Below are 15,969 nucleotides of genomic sequence, written 5' to 3' on the forward strand. Positions count from 1 at the left end.
GCCCAAGCTTCAACGAGCTCACCCGCGACGGCCAGGACGCCGACCGCTGGAACCTGCTGCACCCGACCGAGGAGCAGCGTGTGCCCTTCGTCAGCCAGCAACTGGCGGCCCACGCCGGCCCGGTCATCGCGTCCACCGACTACATGAAGGCCTACGCCGAGCAGATCCGCCCCTTCATCCCCAAGGGCCGCAGCTACCGCGTGCTGGGCACTGACGGCTTTGGCCGCAGCGACTTCCGCAGCAAGCTGCGCGAGCATTTCGAGGTCAACCGCCACTTCATCGTCGTCGCCGCCCTGCGCTCGCTGGCTGACGAGGGCACGATCCCGATGGCCAAGGTGGCCGAGGCCATCAAGAAGTACGGCATCAAGACCGACAAGATCAACCCGCTGTACGCCTGACAACCTCCGGAGACACACATGGCATTGGTAGAAATAAAGGTCCCGGACATCGGGGACTTCGATGAAGTCGCCGTCATTGAACTGCTGGTCAAGCCTGGTGACACCGTCGCGGCCGAGCAAAGCCTCATCACGGTCGAGTCCGACAAGGCCTCGATGGAGATTCCGTCCAGCACCGCGGGCGTGGTCAAAGAGCTGCGCGTCAAGTTGGGCGACAAGGTCAGCGAAGGCTCGGTGGTGCTGGTGCTGGAGGCCGCAGGGGCCGCCGCAGCGCCCGCTGCCCCGGTTTCAGAACCAAAACAGGCACAACCCAGCGTCGCCGGGTCATCAGCCGCTACGGAATCGGTAGCGGCTGCGGCGCCGGCGCCCGCCGCTGCCACCGGCCCGGTGGAGGTGCGGGTGCCCGACATCGGCGACTTCAAGGACGTTGCGGTGATCGAGGTGTTCGTCAAGCCCGGCGACACCGTCAAGCTGGAGCAGAGCCTGATCACGGTGGAGTCGGACAAGGCGTCGATGGAAATTCCGTCGTCGGCCGCCGGCGTGGTGCGCGAGCTGAAGGTCAAGCTCGGTGACACGGTGAACATCGGCGATCTGCTGGCCATTCTGGAAGGCACCGGGGGCGCGGTCGCACCGGCCGCGGCTGCCGCGGCGCCGGTGCCGGCCGCCACCGCAGCGACCCCCGCAGTGGCTGCACCGGCCGCGCCATCCGCTGCTGCTGTGCCCGCCCACAACCCCACCGGCGCGCCGGTGGGGCTGCCGCATGCATCGCCCTCGGTGCGCAAGTTCGCGCGCGAACTGGGCGTGCCGCTGAACGAGGTCAAAGGCAGCGGGCCCAAGGGCCGCATCACCGAAGCCGACGTGCTGGCCTTCACCCGGTCGGTGATGGCGGGTGCCACGCAGACCCAGGCCCAGGCGGCCAAGGCGCCCGCAGCACCGGCCGGCGGCGGCGGGTCCGAGCTGGGGCTGATCCCCTGGCCCAAGGTCGACTTCACCAAGTTCGGCCCCGTCGAGCGCAAGGAGCTGTCGCGCATCAAGAAGATCAGCGGTGCCAACCTGCTGCGCAACGCGATCATGATTCCCGCCGTCACCAACCATGACGACGCGGACATCACCGACCTGGAAGCCTTCCGTGTGGCGACCAACAAGGAGAACGAGAAGTCCGGCGTCAAGGTGACGATGCTGGCCTTCCTGATCAAGGCCTGCGTGGCGGCGCTGAAGAAGTACCCCGAGTTCAACAGCTCGCTGGACGGCGACGCGCTGATCTACAAGCAGTACTTCCACATCGGCTTTGCGGCCGACACGCCCAACGGGCTGGTGGTGCCGGTGATCAAGGACGCCGACAAGAAGGGCATTCTGCAGATCAGCCAGGAAATGGGCGAGCTGGCCAAGAAGGCGCGCGACGGCAAGCTGACGCCGGCCGAGATGTCGGGCGCCTGCTTCACGATCTCCAGCCTGGGCGGCATTGGCGGGCGCTACTTCACGCCCATCATCAATGCGCCCGAGGTGGCGATCCTGGGCGTCTGCAAGTCCACCATCGAGCCAGTGTGGGACGGCAAGGCCTTCCAGCCGCGCCTGATGCTGCCACTCTCCCTGACCTGGGACCACCGCGTGATCGACGGCGCGGCCGCCGCGCGCTTCAATGTCTACCTCGGCCAGATCCTGGGCGACTTCCGCCGGGTTCTGTTGTGACGACGGTCGTTGTCGTCAAGAAGGCGGGTCAGGTGGCGATTGCCGCCGACACGCTGGTGACCTTCGGCGACACGCGCCTGTCGCACCGCCACGAGGCCAACAGCAAGCTGTTCAAGGTGGACACGCCCGCCGGCCCGAGCTGGGTCGGCATGGCCGGCACCGTGGCGCACTTTCCGGTGTTGCGCAAGGCCATGAACGCGCTGCCGAAAGACCAGCTGCTGCTGGGCAGCCGCGACGAGGTGTTCGACACTTTTGTCCGCTTGCATCCGCTGCTGAAGGAGACCTTCTTCCTTCAAACCAAGGAAGACGACAACGACCCCTATGAGTCGAGCCAGTTCAGCGTGGTGATTGCCAACGCGAGCGGCATCTTCGGCCTGTACAGCTACCGCGAGGTGTTCGAGTTCAAGGAGTTCTGGGGCATCGGCTCCGGGCGCGGCTTTGCACTCGGGGCCATGCACGCGGTCTGGGACAAGGCCCGCTCGGCCCGTGAAGTGGCGCTGGCCGGCGTGCATGCGGGTTGCGAATTCGACCGAAACTCCGCCGGACCGGTGGACCTGTACACGATCAAACTGAAAGCATGACCCGGGACGGTCCTGCACGTCATCTGGAGACACACCATGAGCCTGATTGAAATCAAAGTGCCGGACATCGGCGATTTTTCCGAGGTGGCGGTCATCGAGCTGCTGGTCAAACCCGGCGACACCATCAAGGCCGAGCAGAGCCTGATCACGGTGGAGAGCGACAAGGCGTCGATGGAGATTCCGTCCAGCCATGCCGGCGTGGTCAAGGAGCTGAAGGTCAAGCTCGGCGACAAGGTGGCCGAAGGCTCGGTCGTCCTGCTGCTGGAGGCCTCGGGCGCCGCATCGGCGGCCCCGGCAGCCCCCGCAGCCCCTGTTTCGGAACAAAAACAGCCAAACCCCGGCGTCGTTGCGTCACCAGGCGCTATCAATGTTGAAGCGTCTCCAGCGCCGGCTGCAGCCAGTTTCGGTGGCGCAGCGGACCTGGAGTGCGACGTGCTGGTGCTCGGCGGCGGCCCCGGCGGCTACTCCGCGGCCTTCCGCGCAGCAGACTTGGGCCTCAAAGTCATCGTGGTCGAGCGTTACGCGACCCTGGGCGGCGTGTGCCTGAACGTGGGTTGCATCCCCTCTAAGGCCTTGCTGCACGTGGCCGCCGTCATGGACGAAGTCAGCCACATGGCCGACTTGGGTGTTGACTTCGGTGCGCCCGTGGTCAACATCGACAAGCTGCGCGGCCACAAAGAAAAGGTCATCGGCAAGCTGACCGGCGGCCTGGCTGCCATGGCCAAGATGCGCAAGGTCACCACCGTCCGCGGCTACGGTAACTTCGTCGGTGCCAACCACCTCGAAGTGGAAGAAACCTCCGGCACGGCCCAAGAGAAGACCGGCACCAAGAAGGTCATCGCATTCAAGCGCGCCATCATTGCGGCCGGCTCGCAAGCTGTGCGTTTGCCCTTCATGCCCAACGACCCGCGCGTCGTGGACTCCACCGGAGCCTTGGCGCTCAAGGAAGTGCCCAAACGCATGCTGATCCTGGGCGGCGGCATCATCGGCCTGGAGATGGGCACCGTCTACAGCACGCTGGGCGCGCGCCTGGATGTGGTGGAAATGCTCGACGGCCTGATGCAGGGTGCCGACCGCGACCTCGTCAAGATCTGGCAGAAGATGAACGCCAAGCGCTTCGACCACATCATGCTCAAGACCAAGACCGTGGGCGCCAAGGCCACGCCCGAAGGCATCGAGGTCACGTTTGCACCAGCCGAGGAGGGTGGCACCGCTCCCGCGCCGCAGACCTACGACCTGGTGCTGCAGGCCGTGGGCCGCACGCCCAACGGCAAGAAGATCGCCGCCGACAAGGCTGGTGTGGCCGTGACCGACCGGGGCTTCATCAACGTCGACATCCAGATGCGCACCAACGTGCCGCACATCTTTGCCATCGGCGACATCGTGGGCCAGCCCATGCTGGCGCACAAGGCCGTACACGAGGCGCATGTGGCGGCCGAGGTGATCGCCGGTGAGCTGCAAGGCAATGCCGAACTGGCCAGCGCCGCCTTCAACGCCCGCGTCATCCCCAGCGTGGCCTACACCGACCCCGAAGTGGCCTGGGTGGGCCTGACCGAGGACCAGGCCAAGGCCCAAGGCATCAAGGTCAAGAAAGGCCTGTTCCCATGGACGGCCTCTGGCCGCGCCATCGCCAATGGCCGCGACGAAGGCGTCACCAAGCTGCTGTTTGATGACTCACCCGAGGCGCATGGCCACGGCAAGATCCTGGGTGGCGGCATGGTGGGCACGCATGCCGGCGACATGATTGGCGAGATCGCCCTGGCGATCGAGATGGGGGCGGATGCCGTTGACATCGGCAAGACCATTCACCCGCACCCCACGCTGGGCGAGAGCATCGGCATGGCGGCGGAAGTGGCGCATGGCAGCTGCACGGATGTGCCGCCGGCGCGGAAATAAGCGATGCGCCCCAGGCCCATCCGCCACCACGAAGGCCCGCCACGAAACTGACTGGCCGATCGGCACTTTGCGGATCAGGGCGGGTCCTTCAGGTGCAGCCAGATTTCATTGCGCCGCATGAACCATGGCGTGATGGGCGGGTCGTAGCGCGCATACACGAGCTGCCTGGTGGGGATCAGCTTGGCCGCGCTCAATGCAGCCTGCAACCCGACCAGGCGATCGTTGGAGTTGGAATCCGAGCAGTACCCGGAATAGCGGAACACCGCCACGCGTCTCGCCGGGACGACCCGAAGGGGCCGCTTCCTGGTTTCGGTGGTCCGAAGGTCTACTTCGTGGCAGCCCGGGCGTTGTACTCTGCGATCGACTTGGCAAGATCGGCGTATTCCTCGCTGGTCTTGTTGCCGCAGATGGCTTCGAGCTGGACCAGGTGTTTCTGCGCTTCAGCCGGTTTCTTGTCCATCAGGTAGGCCTCACCGATGTATTCGTGGGCGCCCTTGTGATTCGGATTCAACCTCAGCGCCTCTTTGTAGTGCTCGAAAGCCTTCGCCAGGTCCGGATTGCTGCGCTTGCGATAGCTGTAGCCCAGCAGGTTTTGCACATCCGCATTGCGAGGATCTTCCTTGGCAGCCAGATTCAACTCGCTCAGGGCCTTGTTCCAGTCCTTCGCGTCAATCGCCGTGCGTGCGATGCTCAGACGTTCCTTGACACCGGGGCCGGTCGGTTTGACGGACGGTGTCTCACTGGGCGTGTCCGCGGCCCGGACAAAAGCGGTGCTCCCCACGGCGCACGCGGCGAGCACGAATCCTGCAAGTCTGCGCAGGTGGAAGCGGTTGGGCATGGGAGTATCCTGGGTTGAGGGAAGCCGGCAGGGTCAAGGAACTTCATTCTGCCCGTGGAACCTCGGGGCTGCGCGTGATGTCTCGACCCGCCAAGCTTGCCACGGCAACAGATATCCCCGTTGTAGGCGGTCGCACCGAGCAAACCGTTCGTGCTTGACGGGCGCAAACAGGCATGGTCGACGCGGGTAAGTACCCTGCGCAGCAGACTGGATCCGTGGCTAGACTGGCCGGCACTGCCAGCCGTTCAGGAAACCCTTTCATGACCCATTCAAGGCCCTCTTCGCGTCGCAAGTTCATATCAGCCTCGCTTGGGCTGGGCGCCATGGCATTGCTGCCAGATGCCGGGGCTCAGACCTCGAAATGGCCGGTCAAACCGATTCGCATTGTGGTGACGTTTCCGCCGGGCGGCCTCACCGACGCCTATGCCCGCATGTACGCGGAGCAGCTCACCGCCAGTTTGGGTGTTCCGGCCTTCGTGGAGAACAAGCCTGGTGGCGGGGCCATCATCGGTATTGACGCGGTCGCCAAGTCACCCCCGGACGGCTACACGCTCCTCATGACCACCTCGGGCACGGTCTGGCAGAACCGGGTGCTTTACACCAAACTGCCGTACAACCTTGACAAGGACCTCACGCCGATTGCCGTCTTTCCGTCAGGGCCTCTGGTGGTCGGTGTGTCCGAAAAGGTGCCCGCTCGGAACATGCGTGAATTCATCGAGTTCGCCAAGAGCAACACCACGTCAATGGGAACCTATGCCCCTGGGTCGTACCCCCATATGGTGGCCGACCAGACCAACCGCAACGAAGGCACGAAGATCCTTTCGGTGCACTACCGCGGCGAATCTCCGATGTGGGTGGACGTGGCTTCAGGTCAGGTGCAAATTGCCATTGGCAGCTATCAGGCGTTCAACACCGTTGCAGGCCGGGGCGTGCGACCGATCGGAGTCACAGGCCCGTATCGCTCACCCAAACTGCTGGATGTCCCGACACTGGTGGAGCAAGGCATTCCGGGAACGCTGGTGGGGCTGGAGGGCGGACTGCCTTTGATGGCGCCTGCCGGCACCCCGGAAGCCGTGCTCAAACTGCTGTCCAACGTGGTGGTGGAAGGCGCCAATACCGAGCGGGCGGCGAAATTGCGCGAGACCTTTGCGATCCCCAACAAGCCCAAGAACCTGGCCGAAACCCGGCGCGAGTGGGCACGTGACGTCCCCGTGTGGATCAAGGTCGCCGTGGATCTGGGGGTCAAGCTGGATTGATCACCGGGTTTCCTGATTGACGCCAAGCGGATCTCTCGGATGGCTCTGCGCGCGGGCAGCCTGACGCAGGCCGCCCGGCGTCATGGTGAACCAGCGCCGGAAGCTGCGGCTGAAATTGCTGGTGTCCTGGTAGCCCAGCCGGTGCGCGATCTCTTCGATCGGCAGGCTCGTGCGGGTCAGGTAGAACTCGGCCCGCTGCGCCCGCAACTCGTCCCTCAGCGCCTGAAAGTGGGTGCCCTCGTCCTTGAGGCGCCGAATCAGCGTGCGTGGCGACATCAGATGATGCCGGGCCACGTCCTGCAGCTCGGGCCAGCTGCTTTCCCGGGCCAGCAGGTAGGCGCGCACTTGCTGCGTCAGGGTCTGCGACTGCAGGGCGCCAAGTTGCTGCTCGCAGGTGCGCAGCGCATCGCCGTAGGCCTGAGCATCGGCGGTCGAGTTCGGCCGGGCCAGGTCCTCGGCCGTCCAGCGAAAGCCCAGGTGGGCCGCGTCGAACTGGCAGGGGCAGCGCATGCGGGCTTCCAGCTGCTCGGCCCACACCGGGCGGGGAAAGGGCAGGGTGACCGCTTGCAGGCCGCTCTCACCCGCATGCACGGCAGCGGCCACCTGCGCGATGGTGATCGCCACGCAGGGGAGCAGGAAGGTGCGCGAGGCACCGAGATCCACCCGTTCGCGCACGCCCAGAATGCCGTGTGACGGCCCGTTGCGAAAGACGAACTGCATCGCGGCGTTGCGGATGGAGGCGTAGCGGTGCACGGCTTCCAGCGCGGCCAGCAGGTGCGGACTGGCCACGACCGCATAGCCCAGCGGGCCGTGGACGGACACCTGCAGCAGTGCGCCCACCTCCAGCGCCAGCCGGTCGTCGAATCCAGCCGCCGCAGCGGCGGCGACCACCTGGTTGATCTGGCGCACCGACAACAGCTCGTCCCGAGCTTGCAAGGCTGCCCAGTCACCCAGTCCGACGTCGCGCAGCGTCGCAGACAGGTCGATGCCTTTCTTGCGCAGCACCTCGCACAGCAGCCGCACGTACGCGGGCTGCAGCACCGGTGCGTCGATGCCCAGATCGAAGGAAGTCATGGCGGCCTTTGTCACTTCAAGACGAAATTGTGCCGCTTTAAGGCGTGGCGCAGGGGACGTTTGGCGGCGAGACTGCCGTCAGGAGGACTTTTCCGATGAATCCAACGTCCCTTGATGGGCCCGTCACGCGCCCGCCGCCGCTTTACGTCAGCCTGGAGGCGGGCGTGCTCACGCTCACCAACACCGACGCGCCCTGGAACCGCATGAGCCTGGACTACATGGACGCGGTCGAGCAGGCGGTGCGTGAGGCGGTCAGTGATCCGCAGGTGCGGGTCCTGGTTTTCACCGCGCAGGGCGACGAGAACTTCTCGGTCGGGATGGACCTGAAGCAGATCGCCGAGCGGATGGCCGATACCCAGGCCCTTGAACAGCTCCTGGACCAGCGCATGCGCGTGCTCGCCATGATCGAATCGATGGAGAAGCCGTCGATCGCCACGCTGTTCGGGTACTGCCTGGGCGGCGGGCTGGAACTTCCGCTGGCCTGCCACTTTCGCCTGGCCGCTGACACCGGCGCGTCAATTGGCCTGCCCGAGGTGGAACTTGGGGTGGTGCCGGCGTGGGGCGGAACGGCGCGCCTGACCCGGTGCGTCGGGCGCAACCACGCGTTGGACCTGATGCTGCGGGCGCGAAAGATCGATGGGCATGAAGCGCTGAAGATCGGCCTGGTCCACAGCGTGCATCCGTTGGCGCAACTCAAGGCGGCCGCGAACGCGCTGGCGCGGGAACTGGCTGCGATGCCGCCGCTGGCGGTGGCCGGCATCCTGCGCTGCGTGGTCGGTGCCGGTGCGGCCAGCCTTCAGGATGCGCTGGCCGAGGAGCGCCGGGCGGTGCTTCGCTGTGCCGGCACCCGCGAGCAGCAAGAGGGATTCGCAGCCTTTCTTGCGAAACGAAAGCCCGTATTTGCCGGCGGTTGATGCCCTGCGCGTCAATCAGTCGGTCTGTGAACGAGGTGTCACTTAATGACGAAACATCGCCGCTTTCCGCCATGGCGCTTCGGGCGGGATGCGACGAAACTGGCAACACAAACACACAGGAGAAACCCATGACGACCCAAACACTGCCCCAGGCAGAGCCTTATGTGGACCGCAAGCGCTATGCCTGGCTGCTGTCGGTCTTTGTTCCTTTCTTGGTGGGCAGCGGCCCGCTGCTGATCGAATGGACCGGCCACAACGCGTGGGCCTGGCTGCCGGTTGCGTTCCTCTACCTGTTGGTCCCGGTGCTCGACCTGATCCTCGGCGAAGACCGAAGCAACCCGCCCGAGTCGGCCGTTCCGGCACTCGAGGCTGACCGGTACTACCGGTACATCACCTACGCCGTGGTACCCATCCTCTGGCTGGTGTTCGCCGGCACGGTGGCCTACCTGTGCACCCATGATCTGCCCTGGCACACGCAGCTGGCGTTGATCCTCGGTGCCGGACTGTGTGGCGGCTTCGGCATCAACCTCGGCCATGAACTCGGCCACAAGAACAATGCGCTGGAGCGCTGGCTGGCCAAGATTGCGCTAGCGCCAACCGGTTACGGGCATTTCTTCATCGAACACAACCGCGGTCACCACCGGGATGTGGCCACGCCTGCGGATCCGGCTTCTTCGCGCATGGGCGAGAGCATCTACACCTTTGTCTGGCGCGAGATGCCGGGCGCGCTCAAACGGGCCTGGGGTCTGGAGCGTGATCGCCTGCAGCGCACGGGCCAGCCGGTCTGGTCCCTGCACAACGAAATCCTTCAGCCGGCCGTGATGACGCTGGTGCTCTGGACTGCGCTGGTGCTGGCGTTCGGGCCCAAGGCGCTGGTGTTCTGCGTGCTGATCGCCTTCTGGGCCAACTTTCAGCTCACCTCGGCCAACTACATCGAGCACTACGGCTTGTTGCGCCGCACCGGGGCGGACGGTCGGGTGGAACGCTGCCAGCCGCACCATTCCTGGAACAGGAACCACGTGTTCTCCAACTGGGTCGTGTTCCACCTGCAGCGGCACTCGGATCACCATGCGCACCCCACCCGGCGCTACCAGTCGCTGCGCCATTTCGAGAACCTGCCGGAGCTGCCCAATGGCTACATGGGTATGTTCATCGTCTGCTACATCCCGCCGTTGTGGTACGCCCTGATGGACCGGCGCCTGGTGCGCGCGGTGGGCGGCGATGCGTCTCGCATCAGCTTTCAGCCGGGCAAGGAAGACAAACTCCGGCAGCGCTTCGGACTGCAGAACGCGCAAGAGGTGGCGGCATGAGCGAGACGATCGCCTTGGCGGGTGCCCCGGACGCGGCCACGGTCTGGCACTGTGAGCTGTGTGGCTTCACCTATGACGAAGCCCAGGGATGTCCGCCGGAGGGCTTCGGGCCGGGCACTCGCTGGGCGGACATTCCTGATGGCTGGGGCTGCCCCGACTGCGGACAGCCCAAGGCAGATTTCAAACCCGTGGACCTGTTCGAATGATGACGGACACGCGGCCCGGTGCCGGCGTCTGCACGTTGTGGGGAGGCGCACTGTCGTTGTACACGGGCAAGGTGCGGTCCTACCTGATCAAGAAGGGCGTGCCCTACCGCGAGTTCTATGCCTCGCATCCCGACTTCCAGGCCCGCATCCGGCCGGTGGTCGGCCTGGGGGTGACGCCGGTGCTGGAAACACCCGAGGGGGACATCCTGCAGGACTCCACCGAGATCATCGAGGCGATGGAACGGCGCCTGCCCGAGCGCCCCATGATTCCGGAGACGCCGGTGCTGCGGGCGCTGGCCTGGCTGCTCGATGCCTTCGCCAGCGAGCACCTGCTGGCCATGGCCATGCACTTTCGCTGGGCCGAGCCGCACATCTCAATGCAGCGCAGCTTTCTGCAGGCCGAGTTCGGCCGCGCCTCCTACCTCGGCACCGACAAGGCCGCGCGCGACCAGGCCGGTGCCCGCATGGTGAGCTACTTCAGCAGCATGCTGGGGCCGCTGGGCTCCAACGCGCATACGGCCGGCGCCATCGAGACGGAATTCCTCGACCTGCTGGACGTGCTCGATGAGCATTTCCAGCACTGGCCCTACCTGTTGGGTGGCCACCCCAGCCTGGCGGACTTCGGCTTCATGGCGCCGCTGTACGCACACCTGGGGCGTGACCCCTCACCGTCGCAGCGCCTGCGCCTGCGCGCACCCAATGTGGCGCGCTGGATCGAGCGCATGAACCTGGCGGTGATCCCGGATGGCGAATTCCCGGACATCCCGGCTGCTTTCGACGCCGACGATCGCGTGCCGCCCACCTTGTTGCCGCTGCTGGCGCTGATCTTCCGCGACTGGACGCCCGAGCTGCTGGCCAACGCACAGGCCTTCAACGCCTGGGCGACGGCGCATCCGGATCTGGCCGACGGCGCGTTCGTGGCCCTGGACGGCAAGAAGCGCGTGCACCCGCACGTGGGGCCCATCGCCTACCGCTGGCGGGGCTGCACGGTGGAGCGCGTCAGTGCGCCGCAGACGCTCTGGCATTTCGGCCGCTTTCAGCAGCAGCTGGCGGCCTGCGACGGTGAGGCCCGCGACCGACTGGTGATGGTGCTGGAGCAGGCCGGCGGACGAGAGGCCTGCGCGCTCAAGCTGGTGCGGCACATTGAGCGGCGCCACTACGGGTTGGTGATCGGGCCGTCCTGATCGGCGGGCGCCTGCAGCACCGCCAGCAGCTCCTGGCCCCAGGCCACCTCGCCGGTCTCGTAGAGGATGCCTTTTTTCAGGATCATGGACTGGATCTGCTGGGCGCGGCTCAGCGGCTTGCCGGCGGCAAAGTCGCGCTGCTCGATGGCGCGGTACTGCACCAGCCGCTCCTCGTGCAGGGCGATGTGGCGGCGCAGTTCGGGGCTGAGGTCCACCTCGCCGAGCACGGCCTCGGCGCGCAGCTTCACAGTGAACTCGTCGCGCAAATCCATGGGCTGCGCGGTTGTCTGGGTCCAGCGCTTCAGTTCCAGACGGCCTGCGGGGAGCACGCGGTATTCCTTCTTGCGGGTATTGCCGGCATCGGCAGGAACGCTGGACTCGATCCAGCCAACCGCCTCCATGCGCGCGAGTTCGCGGTAGATCTGCTGGTGGGTGGCGTGCCAGAAGTAGCCGATGGACTTGTCAAACCGGCGCGCCAGGTCGTAGCCGGACGAGGCTTTTTCAAGCAGCGAGGTGAGCACGGCGTGGGCGAGCGACATGGGTGGAAGTCTACGCAGGGTGGCCCAACTATGCAACCAGTTGCATAAAAAACCAAAGCCCACTACACTTTTGTGCAACTGGTTGCATAGTTGCGCCGTTGTCCGAATTTCCGCCATTCCAAGGAGTTGCCATGTCCGCTGTCGCCTCACCCTACCCCCACCTGCTCGCGCCCCTGGACCTGGGTTTCACCACCCTGAAGAATCGTGTGCTCATGGGTTCCATGCACGTGGGGCTCGAAGAGGCCAAGGATGGCTTCGCGCGCATGGCCGCGTTCTATGCCGAGCGTGCCCGTGGCGGCGTGGGCCTGATCGTGACCGGCGGCATCGCCCCGAACGAGCGAGCGCGCCCCATGCCCGGCGGCGCGGCGATGACGACCCCGGCCGAGGCGGAAAAACACAAGGTGGTCACGCAGGCCGTGCACGAGGCCGGAGGCAAGATCTGTATGCAGATCCTGCACTTCGGCCGCTATGCCTACCACCCCGAGCTGGTGGCGCCGAGTGCGGTGAAGGCGCCGATCAGCCCGTTTAGACCCCACGCGCTGACCGGTGCCGAGGTTGAGCAGACGATCGACGACTACGCCAATGCCGCCGCGCTGGCCCAAAGTGCCGGCTATGACGGCGTGGAGATCATGGGCTCCGAGGGCTACCTGATCAACGAATTCATCGCCGCCCACACCAACCACCGCGATGACGAATGGGGCGGCAGCTACGAAAACCGCATCCGCTTTCCACTGGAGATCGTGCGCCGCACCCGCGAACGGGTGGGCACCAACTTCATCCTCATCTTCCGCCTCTCGATGCTCGACCTGGTCGATGGCGGTTCGACCACCGACGAGGTGGTCCGCCTGGCGCAGGCGCTGGAACAGGCTGGCGTCACGATCCTGAACACCGGGATTGGCTGGCACGAGGCGCGCATTCCCACCATCGCCACCAAGGTGCCGCGTGCCGCGTTTGCCTGGGTGACGAAACAGCTCAAGGGCAAGGTGGGCATCCCGCTGGTGGCCACCAACCGCATCAATACGCCCGAGGTCGCCGAGGGCGTGCTGGCCGAGGGCAACGCCGACATGGTGAGCATGGCGCGCCCCTTCCTGGCTGACCCCGACTTTGTGGCCAAGGCCGCTTCGGGCAGAGCCGATGAGATCAACACCTGCATCGGCTGCAACCAGGCCTGCCTGGACCACACCTTCGGCGGCAAGATCACGTCCTGCCTGGTGAACCCGCGCGCCTGTCATGAGACTTTGCTGGTGTCCAGGCCCCTGGCACAGAAAGAGCGCATCGCCGTGGTGGGTGCAGGACCGGCCGGGCTGGCGTTCTCGACGGAGGCCGCCCGGCGCGGGTTCGACGTGACGCTGATCGATGCCGCCATTGAGATCGGCGGGCAGTTCAATGTGGCCAAGCAGGTGCCGGGCAAGGAGGAGTTTTTCGAGACGCTGCGCTATTTCGGCAAGCAGATCGAGCTGACCGGCGTGAAGCTGCAACTGGGCCGCAAGGTCAGCGCCCAGGACCTCGTGGGCGAGGGCTACCGGCACGTGGTGCTGGCCACCGGTGTCAATCCGCGCCTGCCGGACATCGAGGGCATCGGCCACCCCAAGGTGTTGGGCTACCTGGAGGTGCTGCGTGACAAGAAGCCGGTCGGCAAGACGGTGGCGCTCATCGGGGCCGGGGGCATCGGCTTCGATGTGGCCGAGTTCCTGTTGGCCGAAGGCACCAGCCCGAGCCTGGACACGGCCAAGTTCTTTGCCGAGTGGGGCGTGGACGCCACCGGCGCATCCCGCGGCGGGCTGGCCGAGGCGCACGTCGGCTCGGTTCCGCGCAAGGTCTACCTGTTGCAGCGCAAGGTCAGCAAGGTCGGCGACGGCCTGGGCAAGACCACGGGCTGGATCCATCGCACCGCCCTCAAGAACCGCGGGGTCGAAATGATCGCCGGCGTCACCTACCGAAAGGTGGACGATGCGGGTCTGCACATCACCGTGGGCGATAAAGAGATGGTGCTGCCGGTGGACAACGTGGTCGTCTGTGCCGGGCAGGACCCCCAGCGCGAGCTGCAGGCCGAGCTGCAGGCGGCCGGCGTGACGGTTCACCTGATCGGCGGTGCCGACAAGGCGGCGGAGCTGGACGCCAAGCGGGCCATCAAACAGGGGACCGAACTGGCGTTGACGCTGGATCCCGGTGCCGCCAAAGCAGTCGTTCCGGCGGGGGCGGCGTTTGAGCAGCGCATCACGCCGCAGGTGGCCGAGAGCCTGGCGAAGTGGCATGAGATGGTGGCCGCGGTCAATCTGGGTGAGCTGCCTTCCATCCTGCATCCCAAGGCGGTGTTCCGTTCTCCGATGGCCCATACGCCATACCCCGGTGCCCAGGTGGTGCAGCTGATCCTGGGCACGGTGATGCATGTTTTCCAGGACTTCACCTACCACCGCCAGCTGGCCAGCGCGGACGGCCTGAGCGTGGTGCTGGAGTTCAGTGCCACCGTCAATGGCAAGGAGCTCAAGGGCATCGACCTGATCCGTTTCGATGAGGATGGCAAGATCGTGGACTTCGAGGTCATGGTGCGTCCGATGAGCGGCCTGCAGGCTCTCGGCGACGAGATGGCCAAACGGCTGGCTCCCTACCTGGCGGCCATGAAAGGTGGCCGGGCCTGATCTGGATACTATATTATTAATAGCGTACTATGACCCGTTCACGCTGGGAAAGAGCAAGAAAGGCTTGAAATCATGAATACCACACCCTCTTTTGAAACCCTGATCGTCACCTTGGAAGATCACATTGCCACGGTGCGCCTGAATCGCCCCGAAAAGGCCAACGCCATGAACGCCGCCATGTGGCAGGAGATCCGCCAGGCCTTCCAGTGGGTGGACGCCACGCCCGAGGCCCGCGTCGCCGTGCTGCAGGGTGAAGGCCGGTATTTCACGGCGGGCATCGACCTGCAGCTGATGATGGGGCTCGGGCCGCAGATTGCCAATGAATGCGACGGCCGCACCCGCGAGGCGCTGCGCCGGGTCATCCTGGACATGCAGGACACCCTGACCAGCCTGGAGCGCTGCCGCAAGCCGGTGCTCGCGGCCATTCATGGCGGCTGCATCGGCGGGGGTATCGACCTCATCACCTGCGCCGACATTCGGTATTGCAGCGCGGACGCCAGCTTCACGATCAAGGAGATCGACATCGGCATGACCGCGGACGTGGGCACCCTGCAGCGCTTGCCCCGACTGGTGGGTGAAGGCATCACGCGTGAACTGGCCTATACCGGGCGCACATTCGATGCGGCCGAGGCCCGAAGCATCGGCCTGGTGAACCGGGTGTTCGACAGCCGCGAAGCGTTGGTGGCCGGGGTTCGCGAGATCGCGGCCACCATTGCGGCCAAGTCACCCCTGTCGATCCGCGGCACCAAGGAGATGATCACGTACGCGCGCGAGCACAGCGTGGCTGACGGACTGAACTACATCGCCACCTGGAACGCGGCCATGCTCATGAGCAAGGATCTGACCGAGGCGATGACGGCGAACCTGGCAAAGAGGACGCCGACGTTCAAAGATTGAAGCCGGGCCCGGCGGCAAGTTTCGCGGATGCACCGCGCCGCCCCGGTTTCAGGTCGAAACCACGGGCGGCTTGGTGCGCTGCCATTCGTCGAGTTTCTGGCGAGCGGTCTCAGTGGCCGCGGCCACGATCTCGTCGTGCCCCTCGCGTTTGGCGGTGAGTTCGATCACGTACCCGTTCGGGTCACGAAAATAGATCGAGTCGATGAAGCCGTGGTCCGAGATGCCCCGGGTCTCGATTCCTCCAGCCTTGCCCTTGGCGAACATCATCTGCAGGTCTTCCTGGGTCACTTCCAGCGCAATATGCAGGTCGAAGTCATGTTGCGGCTTAAAGGTGAACGGCATGTCGGGCGCCTCGAAAAAGGCCAGTGAAGAGCCGTCCTCCATCTGATAGAAGGAATGCAGCGTCCGGGTTGCTCGGCCGCTCTTGGTTTCGCTGATCTGGAACGCGTTGACCAGCGGCAGGCCGAGGAAGTCGCTGTAGAACTTGCGTGTCTCTTCCGAGTCGCGGCAGCGATAGGCGTTGTGGTGCAGTCGTTTCAACATGACAGTGT

Annotated in this window: 16 protein-coding genes and 1 pseudogene; 12 read left to right on the forward strand and 5 right to left on the reverse strand. The window is 65.4% G+C overall.

What is annotated here, in order from left to right:
- From ACMUOY_RS14305 to lpdA, 4 genes are all read left to right on the forward strand, one after another.
- Positions 1-398 (forward strand): transketolase-like TK C-terminal-containing protein (locus ACMUOY_RS14305; RefSeq protein ID WP_413893407.1); only part of this gene is annotated, 398 nt, incomplete at its 5' end.
- An 18-nt stretch (positions 399-416) separates the two neighbouring features.
- Entirely contained in the window at positions 417-2,084 is a 1,668-nt protein-coding gene (aceF, locus tag ACMUOY_RS14310; RefSeq protein ID WP_413893408.1) for a dihydrolipoyllysine-residue acetyltransferase, read from the forward strand.
- Complete coding sequence (locus ACMUOY_RS14315) at positions 2,081-2,665, forward strand: MFS transporter (protein WP_413893409.1); 585 nt, start codon at positions 2,081-2,083, stop codon at positions 2,663-2,665. The genes aceF and ACMUOY_RS14315 overlap by 4 nt, the downstream gene beginning before the upstream one ends.
- 36 nt (positions 2,666-2,701) lie before the next feature.
- Positions 2,702-4,561, forward strand: a complete 1,860-nt coding sequence (gene lpdA / locus ACMUOY_RS14320) for a dihydrolipoyl dehydrogenase (RefSeq protein WP_413893410.1) — start codon at positions 2,702-2,704, stop codon at positions 4,559-4,561.
- Between the two features lie 74 nt (positions 4,562-4,635).
- On the opposite strand, the gene ACMUOY_RS14325 is transcribed toward lpdA, so the two are convergent.
- On the reverse strand, positions 4,636-4,968 hold the full coding sequence (locus ACMUOY_RS14325; protein ID WP_413893467.1) for a heme-binding protein: 333 nt from the start codon (positions 4,966-4,968) through the stop codon (positions 4,636-4,638).
- Positions 4,887-5,399 carry a tetratricopeptide repeat protein gene (locus tag ACMUOY_RS14330; RefSeq protein WP_413893411.1) on the reverse strand — a complete coding sequence of 171 codons (513 nt, stop codon included), beginning with the start codon at positions 5,397-5,399 and terminating at the stop codon, positions 4,887-4,889. The genes ACMUOY_RS14325 and ACMUOY_RS14330 overlap by 82 nt, the downstream gene beginning before the upstream one ends.
- Positions 5,400-5,722: 323 nt before the next feature.
- Between ACMUOY_RS14330 and ACMUOY_RS14335 the strand changes: the two genes are divergently transcribed.
- Positions 5,723-6,655, forward strand: a complete 933-nt coding sequence (locus ACMUOY_RS14335; RefSeq protein WP_413893412.1) for a Bug family tripartite tricarboxylate transporter substrate binding protein — start codon at positions 5,723-5,725, stop codon at positions 6,653-6,655.
- On the opposite strand, the gene ACMUOY_RS14340 is transcribed toward ACMUOY_RS14335, so the two are convergent.
- On the reverse strand, positions 6,656-7,729 hold the full coding sequence (locus ACMUOY_RS14340; RefSeq protein WP_413893413.1) for a helix-turn-helix domain-containing protein: 1,074 nt from the start codon (positions 7,727-7,729) through the stop codon (positions 6,656-6,658). It abuts the gene before it with no gap.
- Positions 7,730-7,824: 95 nt separating this feature from the next.
- Here ACMUOY_RS14340 and ACMUOY_RS14345 point away from each other — a divergent pair, with 95 nt between their 5' ends.
- From ACMUOY_RS14345 to ACMUOY_RS14360, 4 genes are all read left to right on the forward strand, one after another.
- Positions 7,825-8,643: an enoyl-CoA hydratase/isomerase family protein gene (locus ACMUOY_RS14345; RefSeq protein WP_413893414.1), complete on the forward strand. Its 819-nt coding sequence runs from the start codon at positions 7,825-7,827 to the stop codon at positions 8,641-8,643.
- A 128-nt stretch (positions 8,644-8,771) separates the two neighbouring features.
- Positions 8,772-9,953, forward strand: a complete 1,182-nt coding sequence (locus ACMUOY_RS14350) for an alkane 1-monooxygenase (RefSeq protein WP_413893415.1) — start codon at positions 8,772-8,774, stop codon at positions 9,951-9,953.
- A complete protein-coding gene (locus tag ACMUOY_RS14355; RefSeq protein WP_413893416.1) occupies positions 9,950-10,159 on the forward strand; it encodes a rubredoxin in 210 nt (69 codons plus the stop codon). The genes ACMUOY_RS14350 and ACMUOY_RS14355 overlap by 4 nt, the downstream gene beginning before the upstream one ends.
- Positions 10,156-11,343 (forward strand): glutathione S-transferase family protein, encoded by a 1,188-nt coding sequence (locus ACMUOY_RS14360; RefSeq protein WP_413893417.1) that lies wholly within the window; start codon positions 10,156-10,158, stop codon positions 11,341-11,343. The genes ACMUOY_RS14355 and ACMUOY_RS14360 overlap by 4 nt, the downstream gene beginning before the upstream one ends.
- On the opposite strand, the gene ACMUOY_RS14365 is transcribed toward ACMUOY_RS14360, so the two are convergent.
- Positions 11,316-11,882, reverse strand: coding sequence for a PadR family transcriptional regulator (locus ACMUOY_RS14365; protein ID WP_413893418.1), 567 nt, complete (start codon positions 11,880-11,882; stop codon positions 11,316-11,318). The two genes, ACMUOY_RS14360 and ACMUOY_RS14365, sit on opposite strands and share 28 nt — an antisense overlap.
- 131 nt (positions 11,883-12,013) lie before the next feature.
- Here ACMUOY_RS14365 and ACMUOY_RS14370 point away from each other — a divergent pair.
- The 3 genes and pseudogenes from ACMUOY_RS14370 to ACMUOY_RS14380 form a co-directional block, all read left to right on the forward strand.
- Positions 12,014-14,044, forward strand: a pseudogene (locus tag ACMUOY_RS14370) (FAD-dependent oxidoreductase); the annotation flags it as partial.
- A 96-nt stretch (positions 14,045-14,140) separates the two neighbouring features.
- Entirely contained in the window at positions 14,141-14,521 is a 381-nt protein-coding gene (locus ACMUOY_RS14375; protein WP_413893468.1) for a nuclear transport factor 2 family protein, read from the forward strand.
- A gap of 72 nt (positions 14,522-14,593) precedes the next feature.
- Positions 14,594-15,418: a crotonase/enoyl-CoA hydratase family protein gene (locus ACMUOY_RS14380; RefSeq protein WP_413893419.1), complete on the forward strand. Its 825-nt coding sequence runs from the start codon at positions 14,594-14,596 to the stop codon at positions 15,416-15,418.
- A 48-nt stretch (positions 15,419-15,466) separates the two neighbouring features.
- Here the strand turns inward: ACMUOY_RS14380 and ACMUOY_RS14385 are convergent, their stop codons facing one another.
- On the reverse strand, positions 15,467-15,961 hold the full coding sequence (locus ACMUOY_RS14385) for a VOC family protein (RefSeq protein ID WP_413893420.1): 495 nt from the start codon (positions 15,959-15,961) through the stop codon (positions 15,467-15,469).
- Between the last annotated feature and the right edge of the window lie 8 nt (positions 15,962-15,969).

This window comes from Candidatus Skiveiella danica (genome assembly GCF_022705245.1).
Classification (GTDB): Bacteria; Pseudomonadota; Gammaproteobacteria; order Burkholderiales; family Burkholderiaceae_C; genus Skiveiella; species Skiveiella danica.